Below are 17666 nucleotides of genomic sequence, written 5' to 3'. Positions count from 1 at the left end.
TCATCCTCCGGTTCGTCGATACTCGCGAATGGCGGCAGCGAGGACGTCTATGTCTTCGACGGCGCTGTAGTAGTGCAGGGCGATCCGCAGCAGCTCACCGCGTGGGCTGGTGACAATGCCGCGGCCGGCGAGATAGCCGGCCAGCTCGTTCGGGTTGGCGTCCAGCATCGCCACCTGCGGTCCCCGCAGTGCTGCGTCGGCGGGTGACCCCAGCCGCTCCCCGTCCGCGACCAGCGTGTCGTGGGCGTATTGGCTCAGTTTCCCCACATGCGTACGAACCGTGTCCTGATCGAGTTCACTCAGTACGCGCATGCCAGCGACCGCGCCATAGGCGGCCGGGATCGCCGGCGTGCCACTTTCGAACCGTCGCGCGTTCGCCGGATAGTCGATTTCGCGCGGATTGAAGGCGAACGGGTTCCGCCGACCAAACCAGCCAGTCGCCGGCGGCTCGTGATCGTCCAGAACACCTTCCCGTGCATAGAGAAAAGCGATTCCCGGAATGCCGAGCAGGTATTTGAGCGAACCGGCGGCCAGGAAGTCGCAGCCGAGCTCTCGTACGTCGATCGGCTCCACGCCGGCGCCTTGGTAAGCGTCGACGAACGTCAACGCACCGGCGGCTCGCGCTGTTTCGATGACTTCCTTGACCGGCAGCCTTACGCCATTGCGATACGAGTTCAGCGGCACCGAAACCAGCCCGCAGCTCTCGTTGATCAAAGCCTGGTAGTCCTCGGCATGGACCACACCTGACCGATCCTCGACATATGAGACTTGCGCGCCGTTTCCGCGCTGCGCCAGCCAAACATGGGCAACTGAGGGGAATTCCAGGTCGGTGCTGACGATCCGGGAGCGCGACTTCCAGTCCCGGGTCGACGCCACCTGGTACGCGGCCGCCGACACCGACGGCAGCACCGCGATCTCGTCGACGCTGGCGTGGATCAGGTCAGCGAAGTGCTGACGGGCGAGGTCGACCTCGGCGGTCCACCGCTCCCACGGCGCGCCGTACTGGAGCAGCGTGCGTTGGTATTCCAGGAGCGCTGCGGCCAGCGTGTCAGACAACGCTCCCTGGCTGCAGGAAGCCAGATAGGTCAGGTCCCGCAGGCCCGGAAAGCGCGACCTGAATTCTTCGGGAGTGGGCACTGTTTTCCCTCTCGTCCATAAAACACGAGTGCCTTGGGGTGTCAGGAGCGTACGGCGACGGTAGACGTGTCGCTATCCAGGTGGCGTGCGCGCTATCCATGTCGCGCACATCACGTGGTTATCGGCGAAGCGTGGTCGACGGTTTCTCGCCGAAGCGTTCGCGGTATTGCACGGCAAACCGGCCGGCGTGCAGGAATCCGCAGCGCAGCGCGACCTCGGTGACGTTCCCGGTGGCCGGATCCGCGGCTTTCAGCGCTGCATGAACCTGCCGAAGTCGTACGTCCCGCAGATAGTTCATCGGTGTGGTGTCAGCGAAACGCCGGAATCCGGACTGCAGGGAACGAACCCCGACACCGACCGCCTCGGCGATGTCCTCGACGGTCAACTGCTCGGCGGAATGGTTTTCTATCAGCGACATCGCCTTCTGGATAACCCTGGGCGCGACCGAGCGCTCCACCCGTAACGCGTTGCTGTACGTATTCGGCTGTGCGAGCAGGAAACGCTGGAAGACCAACGCTTCCAAGTGTTCCAGCGCCGCTGGTTCGGCTGCCGAGACGGACACCTCACGCAGCATCAGGTTCATGATGTTGAGCCACCGCCGGGCGGCTTCGGAGGTCAGGTCCATGCCGAGCCCGAACCGCAGCGGCCGGTCCAAAGTCCGGTCCAGCGTGCGGCGCAGGTGTTGTTCCAGACGTTCGCGGTCGATGCGTACGATCATCTGCGGAGTCCCGGTCGCCCACGTCATGTCGAGGCGTTCGGAAGGGTCAACCACCACCGCGGTCGCCGGATCCGAGATCGCCACATGACGGCCGCAGGTGATGTCCGCTCGCCCGGTCAGCGGCACGTGCACGAGGAAACCGCTGGCCGGTGCGGTGGTGACGATACGTACGCCGGCGCGGTAGTCGACATAGGTCAGCGTCATCCCGCCGACGGTGGTGGAGCGAAGCACGGCACGAAAGGTCGAGTGGTCCGACGCGGGCGTCAGCTGGTGGTTGCGAAAGATCCGGCTGCCGACCAGCCGAGCCTCTTCCACGTCCGTCGTGTCGATGACCTCGTGGCAGGCCAGCGAGAGCGCCGGGACCGGCGGTCCCGAGTCTTCGACAACGCCCATGACCACTCCTTCACCGCCTGTCCTTTACAGGACACCACCCTGCGGGTCGTCGGGCACAGCGGGATACGCGCTGGTTCCGTCCGGCAGGTAAGCGGCGGCCGGGGACCCGGCTGGCACGAACACCGCCACTTCGAGCATCGGGACATCGCCTGTGTTCTCGACCTGGTGCAGGGTGCGCGCCGGGAGATGGATGCACGCGCCCGGATAGATCGGGTTGTGCTCACCATCGATGTGCAGGATCCCGGTGCCCTTCAGAACATAGATGACCTCGTTGTAGAGGTGGTAGTGCAACGGGGCCAGCTCGCCGGTCGGCACGTCGCCGACGAAATGCGTGCCGGACCGGAATCCGGTGGAGGGGTTCGCCAGCACCCGGTATTCGCGCCCGGCCGTCGCCTTGCCGACCTCCTGCGCGTCCAGCGGCGAGACCGTTCGCCGGTCGCCGGCCGGAACGTCATCGCCGGCCGGATCCGCCACCCGTACGCTGACGATCTCGGCGGCTTCGGTGATCTGCAGCTGGTACGTCTCACCGCGACCGATGTAGATGCCGCTTTCCGGCCCGAACTCCTGCGCCGGGCCGTCGCCAACCACGAGGTGTCCGCTTCCGGCGAGGACGAACAGCAGCTCCTCGTGGTCACCTGACTCGTACGACGAGGTCGTCCCGGCGTCGATCGAGAGGACCGTCTCGGTGAGGTACGTACAGCCGAACGACTCGGTCAGAACCGGCCGGACCCGCACCGGGCTGCCCGGCTCCTGCCGCGGTGCAATGTCCGGCGCGTACACCACAAAGCGCGAGCCCATCAGCCCACCACCTTCGTCGACTCCAGTGTGACGGTCGTACCGGCCAGCGCCAACGACACCGGACAGGTGCGCTTGGCCCGGTCCGCGATCCGGGCGAAGTCGTCGTCGGCGAGCGCGGCGGCCGAGCCGGTCACCGACAGGCTGATCTCGGTGATCCGGAACCCGGCGTCGGTCTGCTCCAGCAGCACCGCTGCGTTGGCGGTCACCTCGACGTCCGCGAAGCCGCCTTCCTCGAGCAGGTTCGCGACCGACATCGCGAAGCAGCCGGCGATGCCGGCGCCGATCAGTTCTTCGGGGTTGGTGTTCAGCGGCGCGTCGTCGGACTCGCGTGAGCGGAGCGAGTAGTCGCTGTCCAGCGCCCGACTGCCGGTACGGATGTGGCCCTTGCCGGTGGGTACGGGACCCGTCCACTGAGCTTCGGCGCGCCGGCGTACGCGAATTCCCATGGCGTTCTCCTTACGGATTGGTGGACCCAGCTTGCCTATCGCTTGCCTGTGAGTCAAGTACTTGCCTATCACTTGCTCCACAGGCATCCTGGGAGGTCAGCAGGCAGCCGGCGGAAGGAAACCCGTGGCACTGGACGAGTCGCAGATCGACGCGCAGCTGTCGTCGATGGCGACCAAGTTGCGTACCGCGCGTCATGAGCGCGGGATGCGGCTGGTCGACGTGGCGAGCGTGACCGGCCTCAGCGAAGTCCATCTCTATCGCCTCGAGCAGGGCGAGCGAGCGCCCTCGCTACGCGCGCTGCTGGTCCTCGCCAACGCCCTCGACCTGTCCCCCGCCGACCTTTTGACCAGCGACAACGCCGGCCCCAGCAAGGCCGTCGCACATACCGGCCAGGCGGTGTGGAACGGCACCGAGAAGTCGGGATCGGGGGTGATGATCAAGGGCGGTGTCAAGGTCCCCTACGACCTCGCGCACCGGGACAACCCGGGCGCCGAGGCTGGCAGCCCGGAGGCACTGCTCGGGATGGCCTTCGCCGGCTGCTTCTCGATGGCGCTGGCCGCGGACCTGGACGCCGCCGGCTTCCAGCCGTCCCGGATCGAGACCTTCGCCCAGGTCAGAAACGAGATCAGCGCGACCGGCGTCGACCTCAGCGACATCGAACTGCGCTGCGAGGCGGTGGTGGCGGCCATTGGTGACCAGCAGTTCCAACTACTGGCGGAGAACACCAAACGACACTGCCTGGTCGCCCGCGCCCTCGCCGCCGTACCAGCCCGACTCGACGCCCGCCTGGTCTCCTTCTCCGAATCCGACTAGTGGGGCGCAAAACTGTCGTACCCAGTCCGAAAAATCGCCCCCACCCAGTGACGGGTGGGGGGCGGGTTTGAGGACCGATGTCCAACTAAAAATTAGTCCTTGCCTCTCTACCCACCCCCCGCCCGTTCAAAGGGAGGGGGAAAGAAAAACAGACACGTACGACAATTTCGCGCCGTAGCGGGTACTTCGGGTGTGCGAGAGACGTGTAGGTGAATGGGGAGTAACTGGCTCGGTGGGGTCGGGATGTTGACTGTGGGACTTTGACCCGCTCTCGGCGTCGAGTGCGGGATTTTGTTCCACACTCGACGATCCGGCTGCTATGGATGCAAGAGTCGGGCGATCATGCGTTGGTAGCGGGCGACGAGTTCGTCGCGGGTGAGGCGGCCGTCTTTGCGGAACCATTCGCGTACGCCGTTGAGCATGTCGAGGATGGCCATCGTGGTGAGTTCCACGTCCTCGGTGGCGAAGGCGCCGGAGGTGCAGCCTTCGACGATCACGTCTCGTACGGCGTCGTGGTACGTCTGCTGCAAAGCGACCGTCTGGCGGAGCTGATCGGGCGTCAGCGCGTTGCGGAACGGGTTGCCGGTCAGCAGCTCGGGGCGGCGGTCGTCGGCGATTTCCACGTGCAGTCGGGCGGCTTGCGCGAGACGGTCTTCGGGCGACCGGGTGCCGTCGCGCAGCATCGGGACGATCGCCGCGTCGAAGTCCTGCATGAACGGCACGATGATCGCGTAAAGGATGTCCTGCTTGTTCGCGAAGTGGTGATACATCGTGGACGACGAGATGCCGACAGTGTCGGCGAGGTCGCGGATCGACGTGGCGTCGTACCCGCGCTCGTAGAACAGCCGGGACGCCGTCGCGAGGATCTCCGCGCGCAGCACCGGGCCGTCGTCCAGTGATCGTTTCCTGGCCACGACACAACCCTACCAACCGTGTCGAACGATCGATCGACATTGACGAGTGACACAACCCCGGTCTAACATCCGTGTCGATCGAGCGATCGACACTGAGCTTGAGGAGAGCCGATGGCGGACTGGTCGACGGTGCCGGAGCCCGGAGCGCGAGTCCTGGTGACGGGCGCCTCGGGAGGCGTGGGCCGGGCGCTTTGTGAGGCGTTGGCCAAGCTCGGAGCGGCGGTTGTCGGCGTCGATCGGCCTGGCACGGACGCGAACCTCACCGCCGATCTGACCGACGAGGTGGCGGCCGGGACCGCGGTGCGTACGGCCGTGGAACGGATGGGCGGGCTCGACGCGCTGGTCGGCGCGGCCGGGGTCGTCGACACGATTCACCGGGCCGACCGCTTTCCGGCGGCGGCCTTTCGCGGCGATGTCGAGGCGAACCTGACGGCACAGTTTTTCGTTGCGCAGGCAGCCTTTCCGGCCCTACGGGAAGCACCATTGGCCGCCATCGTGCTGTTCTCCTCATTGTCGGCGCAGGACGGGTTGCCCGGGCAGGCTTCGTACGCCGCTTCCAAGGCCGGCGTGCTGGGGCTCACTCGTACGCTCGCCGCCGAATGGATCGGCGCCGGCATCCGGGTCAATGCCGTGGTGCCCGGGCTGATCGCCACCCCGAAGGTGCTCGGCCTGCCGCCCGACACCACGGAACGACTGCTCGCCGACGTACCGATGGGTCGGGTCGCCTCACTCGGTGAAGTCGTCGGCACCGTGATCTACCTGCTCTCACCCGCCGCCGGCTACACGACCGGCCAGGCACTTCGGCTCGATGGCGGCGGCGGCCTCGGCCGCTCCGGCCTGCACCGCTAGCGATCAACGAGGAGATCTGATGTACAGCATCGGTGTGGACATCGGTGGCACCTTCACCGACTGCGTGCTGGTCGACGGGGACGGCCGGCACGTCACCAGCAAGGCGCTCTCGACCAAGGCCGACCCGGCCGCTGGCGTGCTCGAAGCCCTCGGCCTGCTCGCCGAGGCCGCCGGGATTCCCTTACATGACCTGCTCGCCGGCACGACCCGCTTCGGCCACGGCACCACGATCGGCACCAACGCTGTGTTGGAGCGTACGGGCGCGCGCGTCGGGCTGGTCGCGACGGCCGGCCACGGCGACGCGCTCACCCTGATGCGCGGCCATGGCCGGGTCGCCGGCCGCTCCATCGAAGAGGTCTTCTCCGTCCACGGCAGCCGGCTCCCGGCGCCACTGATCGAACCCCGCGCCGTTCTGGAGCTGCACGAACGCGTGGACGCCCGCGGTGACGTCGTCGTCGCGCTGGACGTGGAACGCGCCGTCCGCGAGGTAGCCGAACTCGTCCGTACGCACAATCTCGACTCGATCGCGATCGCGCTGCTCTGGTCCTTCGCCAACCCGGCACACGAAAAAGACCTGGTAGACGCGCTGACCGCGGCGGCGCCAGAGCTCTATCTCTCGCGTTCCTCGGCGGTCTCGCCGCGGCTCGGCGAGTTCGAGCGCACCGTCGCCACCGTGATCAACGGGTACGTCGGACCGGCCTGCTCCAGCTACCTGACCAGCCTCGCCGAGCGTCTCGCCGGCGCTGGACTACAGACACCGCTGCTCGTCATGCAGTCCAACGGGGGCGTACTTCCCGCCGAAGCTGCCGCGGCGACCTCGCTGAGCACCATCGACTCCGGCCCGGCCGGCGGACTCACCGGCGTCGCGACCCTCGCCGCCGCGTACGGGCACGACAAGGTGGTGGCCACCGACATGGGCGGCACCTCGTTCGACATCGGGCTGGTCATCGACGGCAAGCCGGTGCTCGCCGACGAAAACGTCATCGACCAGTACACGTACCGGCTCCCGCACCTGGACGTTCGTACGATCGCCTGCGGCGGCGGCACCATCGCCCGCTTCGACAAGGCCACCAGCGGCCTGCGGGTCGGCCCGCAAAGCGCAGGCTCCGAACCCGGCCCGGCCTGCTACGGGCGCGGCGGCAGCGAGCCGACCGTGACCGACGCCGATGTCGTCCTCGGCCTGCTCCGCCCAGCCGCCTTCCTGGACGGGCGGATGCCGCTGGACCGCGACGCCGCCGTCGCCGCGGTGGAACGGCTGGCCAAACAGCTGAACCTCTCGGTCGAGGACACCGCGGCCGGCATCCTGGAGATCAACAACATGCGCGCGGCCTCGCTGGTCCGCCAGCAGACGCTGGAACGCGGCCACGACCCGCGCGACTTCGTCCTCTACGCGTACGGGGGCGCCGGCCCGGTGCACGCCTTCGGCTATGCGGCCGAGATCGGCGTACGCGAGGTGGTCATCCCCCTCGGCAATGGCGCGTCGACACTGTCCGCGTACGGCATCGCGGCCGGCGACACGGTCCTCTACCACGAGCTGGAACGCGGCTTCCTCGCTCCGTTCGACGGCGATGCGCTGGCCGCCGCTGTTGCCGAGGTCGAGGCGGCCGTACGCGCCGACCTCGCCGCCGCCGGAGTCTCCGGCGAGGTGAAGGTCGAGGTCGAGGCGCTGATGCGGTTCCGCGAGCAGCTGATGCACAGTCTGGAGATCCCCGTCGAGCTGCCGGCCGGACCGAACACCGGCGCCGGACTGCTCGCCGCTTTCGACGCCGAGTACGTCCGCCGCTACGGCTCCGGCGGGACCGCGCTGTTCCAGGCCGTCGAGGTGTTCGCGCTGCGGGCTCGCGCCAGCGTCGCGGCCGCACTGCCAACGCCCAAGGCGGCCGCCACGGACGGCGCCGACGCGGTGTCGACGGACGTTTACTGGCCGGGCCTGGGCTGGACCGCCACCGCCGTGCACACCGGCGTACCAGCGGACACCGTCGCTGGCCCGGCGCTGGTCGAGCTCGCCCACACCACCATCGCCGTGCCCATCGGCGCCACCCTGCGCGGCGGCGACGGCGTGCTCACTTTGACCCTGAAGGAATCCTGATGGCCATCACCTGGGACGGCGTCGCCCGCAGTTACATCCCCGCCGACGAGCTGACCATCCCCGAGTCGCTGCGCCTGCACACCGCGGCCGCCGAAGCCGTGGACCCGGTGACCTTCGAGGTCATCCGCTACAGCCTGCTCAACACCAACCTGGAGCACGGCCAGACGCTGCAACGGTTGTGCGTCTCACCGGTCACCATGATCACCCGGGACTTCCAGCCGTCGATCACCACCGAGACCGGCGACCTGGTCTTCCTCGGCCCGTACCTGCAGTATTTCTCCAACGCCCAGTCGCTGACGATCAAGTGGATCCTGGAGAACCGGGCCGACGATCCGGGCATCGAGCCTGGCGACATGTACGTGTCCAACGACCCGTACGTCGGCACCCCACACCAGCCCGACACGATCGTGGCGGCACCCGTGTTCGTCGGCGATGAGCTGTTCTGCTGGGTCTCCAACGTGCTGCACCACGCCGATGTCGGCGGCTCCGTGATGGGCAGTTTCTGCATGGACGCGACCGATATTTTCGCGGATCCGCCGGCCTTCCCGCCGTTCAAACTGGTCAGCGGCGGGCACGTACGCAAGGACCTGGAGCAGATGTTCCTGCGCCAGTCCCGGCTGCCCACCAACGTGCACATGGACCTGCGCGCGGCGATCTCGGCGAACTTCGTGGCCGCCGGCAAGGTCACCGCGCTGGTCGAGCGGTACAGCGCCGAGGTCGTCAAGGCCGTGATGAACCGCGTCCTGGACGCGGGTGAGAAGACGATCGACGAGCGGCTGGCGAAGGTGCCGGACGGGCAGTGGAGCCACCGGCTCTACCAGGAGGCCGCGCACACCGGAGACGCCGGCGCGTACGCGTACCAGATCACCGTCCGCAAAGAAGGCGGTCACCTCTACGTCGACAACGCTGGCACCGATCCGCAGACCGGCTCGATCAACGTCACGTACGCCGGCTTCTCGGGCGCTTTTCTGGCCGCGCTGACCGCGTCGCTGACCGCTGACCTGGCCGGCGCGTACGGAGGCGTCTACCGCCGAGTCCACTTCGATCCCACCCCCGGCACGCTGTCCTGCGCCGACTTCCCGGCCGCGGTCAGCCCGTCCGGCATCTACACGATGGAGACGCTGATCAGCCTCTCCGGCTCGGTGATCTCGAAGATGCTCGCCTGCGCCGAACCAGAGGTCGCGCGGCTCGCGATCGGTCCCGCGCATCCGTCGTTCTACGGTCTGATCGCCGGTGGCATGCATCCGGACGGAACTCCGTTCATCGCCACCAACGCCGACAACATGATCGGCGCGTTGAGCGCCTCACCGGCCGGCGACGGCGTCGACTTCGGCGGCCATTTCTGGATTCCCGAAGGTACGGCCAGCAATATCGAGGAGCTTGAGCTGCTCTGGCCGATGCTGTTCCTCTACCGCCGCGCGCTCCCCACCGGCGCCGACGGAGCCGGCAAGTTCCGCGGCGGACGCGGGTTCGTCGAGGCTGGCATCCCGTGGACCGTGCCCGGCATGGCCGCGGCCGCGTACGTCGACGAGTCGTTCCCGAAGGCGGTTGGTACGTTCGGCGCCAACCCCGGCTCGGCCGGCCACTTCCGGCTCAAGCACGGCACCGACGTGGTCTCCAAGTTCGCCAGCGGCGAGGTCACCCTCGACTTCGACGCGACCGCCGGCCTGGAGCCGCCCGTCGAGGCCAAGGGCCCGCTGCTCATGATGGGCGCGGACGCCATGTGGGAATGGACCGGCGGCAACGGCGTCGGCTTCGGCGACCCGCTGGCCCGCGATCCCGAGCAAGTACGCGCCGACATCGCCGCGGGCGCGATCAGCGCCGACACGGCCGCCCGCGTCTACGGCGTGGTCGACGGCGACACTGCTGCCGTACGCGCCGACCGCCTCGCCGAACGGTTGGCGGCGGCTGTCGTACCAGCCGAAATCCAGACCGCGCCGGCCGACGCGACCATCCGCGTACTGGCCGGTGAGCTGGCGATCCGCGAAGAGGACGGCGCGTTCGTGTCGGCCACCGGTCGAGCCGTCCTCGCTCCGGCCGGCGGCAACTACAAGGACGGCTGTGCCGTGCTGGAACGGCCGCTGCACAGCACCGAGCCCGAATACCGTACCCGCGAAGGCCGTGCCGGCTGGGAGATCGTCTACCGCGAATACCTGTGCCCGGTCACCGGCCGGCGGATCGACTCCGAGATCGTCCGGTCCGGCGACCCCGCGCTGCACGACATCGTCATCGGGTCGCTGGCATGAACCTCAGCCAACTGCTGATGGAGCAGGCCAACGGCCCGGGCGAAGCAGTCGTCGAGGGTACCGAGCGGCTCAGCTACCCCGAGTTGGTACGGCGGTCGCGAGGGGTGGCCGCCGGGCTGGACATCGAGCCCGGTGACCGGGTCGCGATCCTGCTCCCGAACGGTTGGCGTTACGCGGTGGCGTACTTCGGTATCCAGCTCGCCGGCGGCATCGCGGTGCTGGTGAACGCCCGCCTCGCCGCTCCGGAGATCGCGCACGTGCTGACCGACAGCGGCGCCAGGCTGGTGATCACGGACGACACGTTCGTCGAGCGGCTCCCCGCGGATGCACAGTGGCGCCCTCTCGACTCGTTGTTGCACGAACACCCGCTGCCGATGATCGCAGGGTTGGAGCGCGCTCCGGACGACGTCGCCAACCTCCTCTACACGTCCGGCACCACCGGCGTGCCCAAAGGAGCGATGCAGACCCATGCGAACCTGCTGTTCAACGCGCGCTGCGTACGCGAGCGGATCGGTGTCACGGCGGCGGACCGTACGCTGGTGGTGGCGCCGCTGTTCCACGCCACCGGGATCAACTCCCAGCTGATCGGGTTCATGTCGGCCGGCGCCTGCTGCGTCCTCGTACCAGCCTTCGTCGCGGACACCATCTCGCGCACGCTCGCGGACGAGAAGATCACCGTGTTCGCCGGGGTGCCGGCGATGCTGCGGCTGATCCTGGCCCGCGACCGCAGCGCCGACCTGTCGACGTTGCGGCTGTTCGCGATGGGTGGCGCGCCGGTGCCGGAGTCGTTCCCGGCCGAGATCGCGCAGCGGCTGCCCGAACTCAGGTTGGCCAACGTATGGGGGCTGACCGAGGCGACCTCGATCGTCACCTACACCGGCGGTGCGGACTACCGGGCCAACCCCGGCACGGTGGGGCGGCCCGTGTCGGGGCTGGAGGTGGCCATCTCGCGGGACGGGGACGCCCCGGCGGACCTGCGCGACGTGATCGGCGAGCTGTGCGTACGTGGGCCGGCCGTCACCGCCGGCTACTGGGGCAAACCGCACGCGACTCTCGCCACCTTCGTCGATGGCTGGCTGCACACCGGCGATGTCGGCAGCGTCGACTCGCTCGGCTACGTACGGGTGCTCGACCGGATCAAGGACATGATCATCAGGGGCGGCGAGAACATCTACAGCCTCGAGGTGGAGACCGCGCTGGCCACCCACCCGGGCGTGGCCGATGTCGCCGTCGTCGGCGTACCGGACCCGATTTTCGACGAGCGGGTCCGCGCGGTGATCGTCCCGCTTGGCGACCCGCCGGACGTGGATGACCTGCGTAGACACGCCGCCGAACTGCTCGCCGACTTCAAGGTGCCGGCCGAGTTCCGCTTCGTCACCGAACTTCCCCGAAACCCGTCGGGCAAGGTCCTCAAACGGCGGTTACATGACCTCGCTGGCTGAGACGGCGCGGGACGTGGACACCGTTCCCCCCGTCAACGAGCTCGACGTGCTGATCATCGGCGCCGGTTTCAGCGGCCTCGGGGTGGCCGCACTGCTGGACCGGGCGGGCCTGCGCTCGTTCCGGATCCTGGAGGCCAGCCACGACCTCGGCGGCACCTGGCGGGACAACACGTACCCGGGCTGCGCGTGCGACATCCCGTCGCCGCTCTACTCGTACTCCTTCGACCAGAAATCCGACTGGACGCGTCTATTCGCGCCACAGCCGGAAATCCTGGCCTACCTGCACGACGTGGCCCGTCGCCGCGGCCTCACTGACCGGACCCGGTTCGGCACCCAGGTGGCCCGCGCCGACTGGGATGAGGCGGCCGCTCGGTGGGAGGTGATTACCACCGCCGGCGAGCACTACCGGACGCGTTTCCTGGTCACCGCGGTCGGCGCGCTGCACCACCCAGTCGTACCGAAGCTGCCTGGCGCCGAGACCTTCGCCGGCCCCGCTTTCCATTCCGCGAACTGGGACCACGACCTCGACCTCACCGGCAAGCGGGTCGCCGTCATCGGTACGGGAGCGAGCGCCATCCAGTTCGTCCCCGCCATCGTCGACAAGGTCGAGGCGATGGCCGTCTTCCAGCGCACCGCGCCGTGGATCCTGCCCAAAGCGGACCGGCCGACGGAGCCGCGGCACCGCCTTTATCGCTGGTACGTGCGAAAGCGGCTGTTCTGGATCCACGAGAACCGGGCGGCCGGTTTCGTACGCGATCCTTCGAAACTCGCCCAGACCGCTCGCTATGCCCGTGGCCTGCTGAAACGCCAGGTTCCCTCAGAGCCGTTGCGGGAGTTGCTGACGCCGGACTACGCGATCGGCTGCAAGCGGCTGCTGATCTCCAACGACTGGTATCCGGCTCTCACGCGACCGCACGTGTCGGTGCACACCGGGTCGGTGCGGGAGGTGCGGCCGGACGCTGTGGTGGCCGCCGACGGGACAGTCGTACCGGCCGACGTTTTGATTTACGGCACGGGTTTCGACGCGCACGACAACGTCACCCGGATGGCCATCACCGGCCGCGACGGCGTCCGGCTGACCGACGCGTGGCGGGACGGGATGGCTGCCTACCTCGGCACCACCGTGACCGGCTTCCCCAACATGTTCGTGATGACCGGCCCGAACACCGGCCTCGGCCACAACTCGCAAATCGTGATGATCGAAGCCCAGGCCCGGCACCTGCTGGACTGCATCCAGCGTGTCCGCCGCCGCGGCGGTCGCTCGATCGAGGTCCGCGCCGAGGTCCAGACGAGTTACAACGAGTGGATCCAGCAGCGAATGGCGAGCACCGTCTGGCAATCCGGCGGCTGCCGCAGCTGGTATCAGGACCCCGGCACCGGCCGGCACACGATCCTGTGGCCAGACACGACGATCGCTTTCCTCAGACGTACTCACCGCGTACGGACCGCGAATTTCCACCTGCGCTAAGGGGGGTGCGGCGCAAAACTGTCGTACCCAGGTGAAATTTTGAGCCCCCGCCCTTTCAGAAGGGTGGGGGGCGGGTGGCGGGTTTTCATTACGTAAGTTGACGCGCGCGCGATAAGCGCGCGATCAACCTGAACTCGTTGTTGATCTTGCTTACTTTGCAAAGTGAACAAGATCAACAACTTCGACACCGCCGCGACGCCGGTCCGGTACGACGGCCTCGCGCCGTAGCCGGTATTTCGATGGACCAGGTTCACACCCGGTCAGATCTGCACAATCGGAATCCGATTGTGCACGACGCTGTCAGCCGCCGCGGATGAGCATTTGGGTGCGGTGGGTGACCCGCCGCGGCGGGCCGGTGGTGCCGGCGATGCGGTCGAAGAGCAGCCGGGCGGCTCGCCGGCCGAGTTCGATGGAGTCGTGGGTGACCAGGGCGATCGGGCGGGGCAGCAGGTCAGCGAGTTCCACGTCGTCAAAGCCGGCGAGGCCGGCGCCGCCGTCGACCCGACGGATCGCGTGCAGGGCGCCGACGGTCATCCGGTTGTTGTCGGCGAAGATCGCGTCCGCCTGGGTGGGGCCGGTCAGCAGGTCGACGCCGGTCTCCTCGGCGGCCTCCGCGGTGTGGTTGCCGAACCGGACCAGCGCCTGGTCGAAGTCGAGGCCGGCCACCCGCAGCGCCTGTTTGTAGCCGGCGAGCCGGTGATGGCCGGTGACCACCGCGGGGTCGCCGCCGATGTAGCCGATCCGCTGGTGCCCGGCCTGGATGAGGTAGTCGACAGCCCGCTGCGCACCGGCCCGGTTGTCCAGGACCACGGCGTCGGCGCGTACGCCCCGGGGTGCCCGGTCGACGTAGACGATCGGCGCCCACCGGGACAGCTCGGCATGCAGTTCGGCGTGGTCGTGGGCGGTCGGTACGACCAGCAGGCCGTCCACCCGGCGCCGCAGCATCTCCTGCACCAGATCCCGTTCGCGCTGGTAGTCCAGGCCACTGTTGCCCACGATCAGCATGTGGCCGTGCTCGCGGACGATCTCCTCGGCACCCTGCGCGATGGCCGAGAAGAACGGGTTGGCCACGTCCGCGACGACCAGGCCGACGGTGTCCGAGCTCTGCCCCGGCCGCAGCGCGCGGGCCGCCTCGTTGCGCTGGAAACCCAGCTGGGCGATCGCGTCGACCACCTTCGCGCGGGTCTCGTCGTGCACGTACCGCTCGTTGTTCACCACCCGCGACACGGTGCTGACGCTGACCCCGGCGACTCTGGCCACGTCGTGCATGGTGGGGGTCGGCTGGGTCGGCACGCGGGCACCTTTCGGATCGACAACTGGTGTCGGCAGCCTAAACCTGTCAGCGCACCGCGACTCGCGGTGCGGCCGTGGGCGCGTCGCCGCGGAGCAGCCGTACGCCCGGTACGGCGAGGCCGACCAGCAGCACGACGGCGGCGATCGGGATCAGGTTGAGACCGATCGGCGGCAGGATCACCCCAATACCCACCAGCACCGCGCTGGCCACCGTCAACCGGCTCGGCCAGCGGACCGCCAGCAGACCGACCAGCGCCAGCAGGCCGACGTAGAAGAGCACCGGCCCGACCGTGTAGACCGCTGGTACGACCCCCGGAATGGCATCTACCTGGTGAAAAGACGTGGTCATGGCGGTTTTGGTGGTGGCCTGCAGCCCGACCATCAGGTCGATGAGGATCTGCCCGAACTGGGCCAACAGCCCGATGCCGGCCACCGCCGCCGCCACCGTCCCGTAGAGCTGCCACCGGCCGCCGCCGACGGTGACCTGGCGACGCAACTCCAGCACGACCAGGGCGAAAAGGGCGAGTCCCACCAGGAAGGCCAGGTGCCCGAAGGTCCACCCGAAACCTGGCCCCTGCCGGCCACCGAGCAACCGGACCAGACCGTAGAGGAAAACGAAGACCGGGGCGGCCAGCATCGCCATCCCGGCGGCCCGCTGTGCGGACCCTGGCTGACTGTTCGTCATGGTCAGCAGCATGCCGCGCCAGCTGACCGGGTTCCATCGGGGAATTCCCCGGGATGTTCCCTGAGAAACCGCCCGCGAGCCGGCCCGGCGAAGCGATCTGCGACGATCCAGTGGTGACGACTCGCATGCCCAGCGCCGGTTATTCGATCACCGTCCGGGTCTCGGTCCCCGCGGACGCTTCCGCGGTCGGCCGGCTGACCACCGCGGTTGGCGATGCCGGCGCCATCATCAGCGCCCTGGACATCGTCGACTCCACCACCGAGCACGTGCTGGTCGACATCAGCGCGGACACCGCGGACGGCGAACATGCCAACCAGGTGACCAACGCGCTGCGGGCGCTGGACGGCGTGGAAGTACGCAAGGTCAGCGACCGGACTTTCCTGCTGCACCTGGGCGGAAAGCTGGAAGTGACCCCGAAGGTCGCGCTGCGCAACCGGGACGAGCTGTCCCGTGCGTATACGCCTGGTGTGGCCCGGATCTGCCTCGCCATCGCGGAAAACCCCGAGGACGCCCGCCGGCTGACCATCAAGCGGAACACGGTCGCAGTGGTGACCGACGGCTCGGCGGTGCTGGGGCTGGGCAACATCGGGCCGGCCGCCGCGCTGCCGGTGATGGAGGGCAAGGCCGCGCTGTTCAAGCGGTTCGCCGGAGTCGACGCCTGGCCGGTCGTGCTGGACACCCAGGACACCGACGAGATCGTCCGGATCGTGAAGGCGATCGCGCCCGCGTACGGCGGGATCAACCTGGAGGACATCGCCGCGCCGCGCTGCTTCGAGATCGAGGACCGGCTCCGCAAGGAGCTGAACATCCCGGTCTTCCACGACGACCAGCACGGCACCGCCATCGTGGTGCTGGCGGCGCTGACCAACGCGCTGCGGGTGGTCAAGAAGAACCTCTCGGACGTACGCATCGTGGTCGCCGGCGCCGGCGCGGCCGGCACCGCGATCATGAAGCTGCTGCTGGCCCAAGGCGCCACCGACATCATCGCGTGCGACCGCGACGGCGCCCTGCACGCCGAGATGGCCGGGCTGAACGACGCGATGCGCTGGCTGGCCGAGCACACCAACCCGACCGGTTTCGTCGGGGACGTGCGAGGAGCCGTACGCGGCGCCGACGTCTTCATCGGGGTGAGCGCGCCGAACATCCTGGACGAGGCGGACGTGGCCGCGATGGCGCCGGAGTCGATCGTCTTCGCGCTGGCCAACCCGGACCCTGAGGTCGACCCGGTGGCCGCCCGACGGCACGCCGCGGTGGTCGCCACCGGCCGCTCCGACCAGCCGAACCAGATCAACAACGTACTGGCCTTCCCAGGCGTCTTCCGGGGGCTGCTGGACGCCCAGGCGACCGACTGGACAACCCCGATGGCGTTGGCGGCGGCGACCGCGATCGCCGACGCGGTCGGCCCGGACAAGATCAACCCGAGCGTCATCGTGCCGAGCGTCTTCGACTCCTCGGTCGCCCCGGCGGTAGCCGCCGCGATCCGCGACGTGGCCGCCGCCGGCTAAGCCACCGTTTGGTGGGCGGCTGGCGGGAGACCGTCGGAGGTGCCGTAGTCCCAGTCCCGGTGCGGGAGTTGGACGCGTTGGCGCAGCGTGGGGTCATAGTGCCAGCGCTCGCCAAAGCCCCAGTGCAGGATGTTGTAGCGCTCGGGTTGCAGCACCAGGCCGGCGCCGCCGGCGGTGTGCTGAATCCGCCGGGCCATCAGCCGGGTCAGCAGCGGGGCGACCGGCGCGGCCTCGGGCTGACCGGCCACCACGGCGGTGGTCGCGCCGACCACCAGGCTGGCCAGCTGCAGGTGCGGCACGTGTCGGGACGGTGCGCTCAGCACCGGCAGCACGATCCGGGTCTCCGGCGGATATGGCACGTCCGGGTCGGCGGGTACTTCGGCCAGCTCACGGGCGATCTGACTGAGCCCGTCATCGGCCGGATCGGCGACCACTACCGCGATCTCGCCGCGTTCCTGCAGGAAGACGGCAACCCGGCCGAGGAACGTACGGACGAGTTCCTCGCGGTCGGCGCCGGCCCGGCTCGCGCTGTCCGCCACGACGACGACGGACGCGATCTCGCGCCGCATCGCGGCCGCGAGCACCGTGGTGTGGACGTGTAACCGCCGGTCCCGGTCGCTCAGCGCGGCACCGGCGGCCCAGCCGATCCGGTCGCTCGCGGCGAGCCCGGCCTCCCGGCGAATCCGCCGCAGGTCGGTATCGAAGCCGGCTACCTCGGACTCAGGGACCAGCACACCGCCGATCGCCCGCAACGGACCGAGTCCGGCGCGGGCCGGGGCAGGGACGTCACAGCCGTCCATAAACACCAGATACAACGGGTTGCCTCCTGCCGAAAAACCTGGCCGGCGGCATCGGCGACCAATTCCCTC

At 68.6% G+C, this 17666-nt stretch carries 15 protein-coding genes; 7 read left to right on the top strand and 8 right to left on the bottom strand.

What is annotated here, in order from left to right; all coding sequences use genetic code 11:
• The 4 genes from ABD301_RS35480 to ABD301_RS35465 all read right to left on the bottom strand — a co-directional run bounded on the left by ABD301_RS35480 (position 1) and on the right by ABD301_RS35465 (position 3492).
• Positions 1-1137 (bottom strand): aminotransferase class V-fold PLP-dependent enzyme, encoded by a 1137-nt coding sequence (locus ABD301_RS35480; RefSeq protein WP_344314547.1) that lies wholly within the window; start codon positions 1135-1137, stop codon positions 1-3.
• Positions 1138-1255: 118 nt separating this feature from the next.
• Complete coding sequence (locus ABD301_RS35475) at positions 1256-2248, bottom strand: AraC family transcriptional regulator (protein ID WP_163573595.1); 993 nt, start codon at positions 2246-2248, stop codon at positions 1256-1258.
• Between the two features lie 24 nt (positions 2249-2272).
• Positions 2273-3046 (bottom strand): cupin domain-containing protein, encoded by a 774-nt coding sequence (locus ABD301_RS35470; RefSeq protein ID WP_344314546.1) that lies wholly within the window; start codon positions 3044-3046, stop codon positions 2273-2275.
• On the bottom strand, positions 3046-3492 hold the full coding sequence (locus ABD301_RS35465) for an OsmC family peroxiredoxin (protein ID WP_344314545.1): 447 nt from the start codon (positions 3490-3492) through the stop codon (positions 3046-3048). The genes ABD301_RS35470 and ABD301_RS35465 overlap by 1 nt, the downstream gene beginning before the upstream one ends.
• Before the next feature lie 124 nt (positions 3493-3616).
• Here ABD301_RS35465 and ABD301_RS35460 point away from each other — a divergent pair, with 124 nt between their 5' ends.
• Complete coding sequence (locus ABD301_RS35460; protein ID WP_344314544.1) at positions 3617-4306, top strand: OsmC family peroxiredoxin; 690 nt, start codon at positions 3617-3619, stop codon at positions 4304-4306.
• A 317-nt stretch (positions 4307-4623) separates the two neighbouring features.
• On the opposite strand, the gene ABD301_RS35455 is transcribed toward ABD301_RS35460, so the two are convergent.
• Positions 4624-5220, bottom strand: coding sequence for a TetR/AcrR family transcriptional regulator (locus ABD301_RS35455; protein ID WP_344314543.1), 597 nt, complete (start codon positions 5218-5220; stop codon positions 4624-4626).
• A gap of 111 nt (positions 5221-5331) precedes the next feature.
• On the opposite strand from ABD301_RS35455, the gene ABD301_RS35450 reads away from it, so the two are divergent.
• The 5 genes from ABD301_RS35450 to ABD301_RS35430 are packed head-to-tail and all read left to right on the top strand — an operon-like array spanning position 5332 to position 13314.
• Positions 5332-6069: an SDR family NAD(P)-dependent oxidoreductase gene (locus ABD301_RS35450; protein WP_163573591.1), complete on the top strand. Its 738-nt coding sequence runs from the start codon at positions 5332-5334 to the stop codon at positions 6067-6069.
• A gap of 19 nt (positions 6070-6088) precedes the next feature.
• Positions 6089-8158: a hydantoinase/oxoprolinase family protein gene (locus ABD301_RS35445; RefSeq protein ID WP_344314542.1), complete on the top strand. Its 2070-nt coding sequence runs from the start codon at positions 6089-6091 to the stop codon at positions 8156-8158.
• A complete protein-coding gene (locus tag ABD301_RS35440) occupies positions 8158-10404 on the top strand; it encodes a hydantoinase B/oxoprolinase family protein (RefSeq protein ID WP_344314541.1) in 2247 nt (748 codons plus the stop codon). Before ABD301_RS35445 ends, ABD301_RS35440 begins: the two co-directional genes overlap by 1 nt.
• The gene (locus tag ABD301_RS35435; protein ID WP_344314540.1) at positions 10401-11846 is read left to right on the top strand and encodes a class I adenylate-forming enzyme family protein; all 1446 of its coding nucleotides are present in this window, start codon (positions 10401-10403) and stop codon (positions 11844-11846) included. Before ABD301_RS35440 ends, ABD301_RS35435 begins: the two co-directional genes overlap by 4 nt.
• The gene (locus ABD301_RS35430) at positions 11830-13314 is read left to right on the top strand and encodes a flavin-containing monooxygenase (protein WP_163573588.1); all 1485 of its coding nucleotides are present in this window, start codon (positions 11830-11832) and stop codon (positions 13312-13314) included. The genes ABD301_RS35435 and ABD301_RS35430 overlap by 17 nt, the downstream gene beginning before the upstream one ends.
• Before the next feature lie 300 nt (positions 13315-13614).
• Here ABD301_RS35430 and ABD301_RS35425 read toward each other — a convergent pair whose 3' ends face one another.
• Both ABD301_RS35425 and ABD301_RS35420 read right to left on the bottom strand, forming a co-directional pair.
• Entirely contained in the window at positions 13615-14607 is a 993-nt protein-coding gene (locus ABD301_RS35425) for a LacI family DNA-binding transcriptional regulator (protein ID WP_344314539.1), read from the bottom strand.
• Positions 14608-14653: 46 nt separating this feature from the next.
• Positions 14654-15292 carry a hypothetical protein gene (locus ABD301_RS35420; protein WP_344314538.1) on the bottom strand — a complete coding sequence of 213 codons (639 nt, stop codon included), beginning with the start codon at positions 15290-15292 and terminating at the stop codon, positions 14654-14656.
• 125 nt (positions 15293-15417) lie between these two features.
• Here ABD301_RS35420 and ABD301_RS35415 point away from each other — a divergent pair, with 125 nt between their 5' ends.
• Positions 15418-16797, top strand: coding sequence for an NAD-dependent malic enzyme (locus ABD301_RS35415; protein ID WP_344314563.1), 1380 nt, complete (start codon positions 15418-15420; stop codon positions 16795-16797).
• Here the strand turns inward: ABD301_RS35415 and ABD301_RS35410 are convergent.
• Positions 16794-17612, bottom strand: coding sequence for a hypothetical protein (locus ABD301_RS35410; RefSeq protein ID WP_344314537.1), 819 nt, complete (start codon positions 17610-17612; stop codon positions 16794-16796). The two genes, ABD301_RS35415 and ABD301_RS35410, sit on opposite strands and share 4 nt — an antisense overlap.
• Between the last annotated feature and the right edge of the window lie 54 nt (positions 17613-17666).

The sequence above is a fragment of the Fodinicola feengrottensis genome (genome assembly GCF_039530045.1).
GTDB classification, from domain to species: Bacteria; Actinomycetota; Actinomycetes; order Mycobacteriales; family HKI-0501; genus Fodinicola; species Fodinicola feengrottensis.
This window is presented reverse-complemented; position numbering and strand designations above follow the sequence as displayed.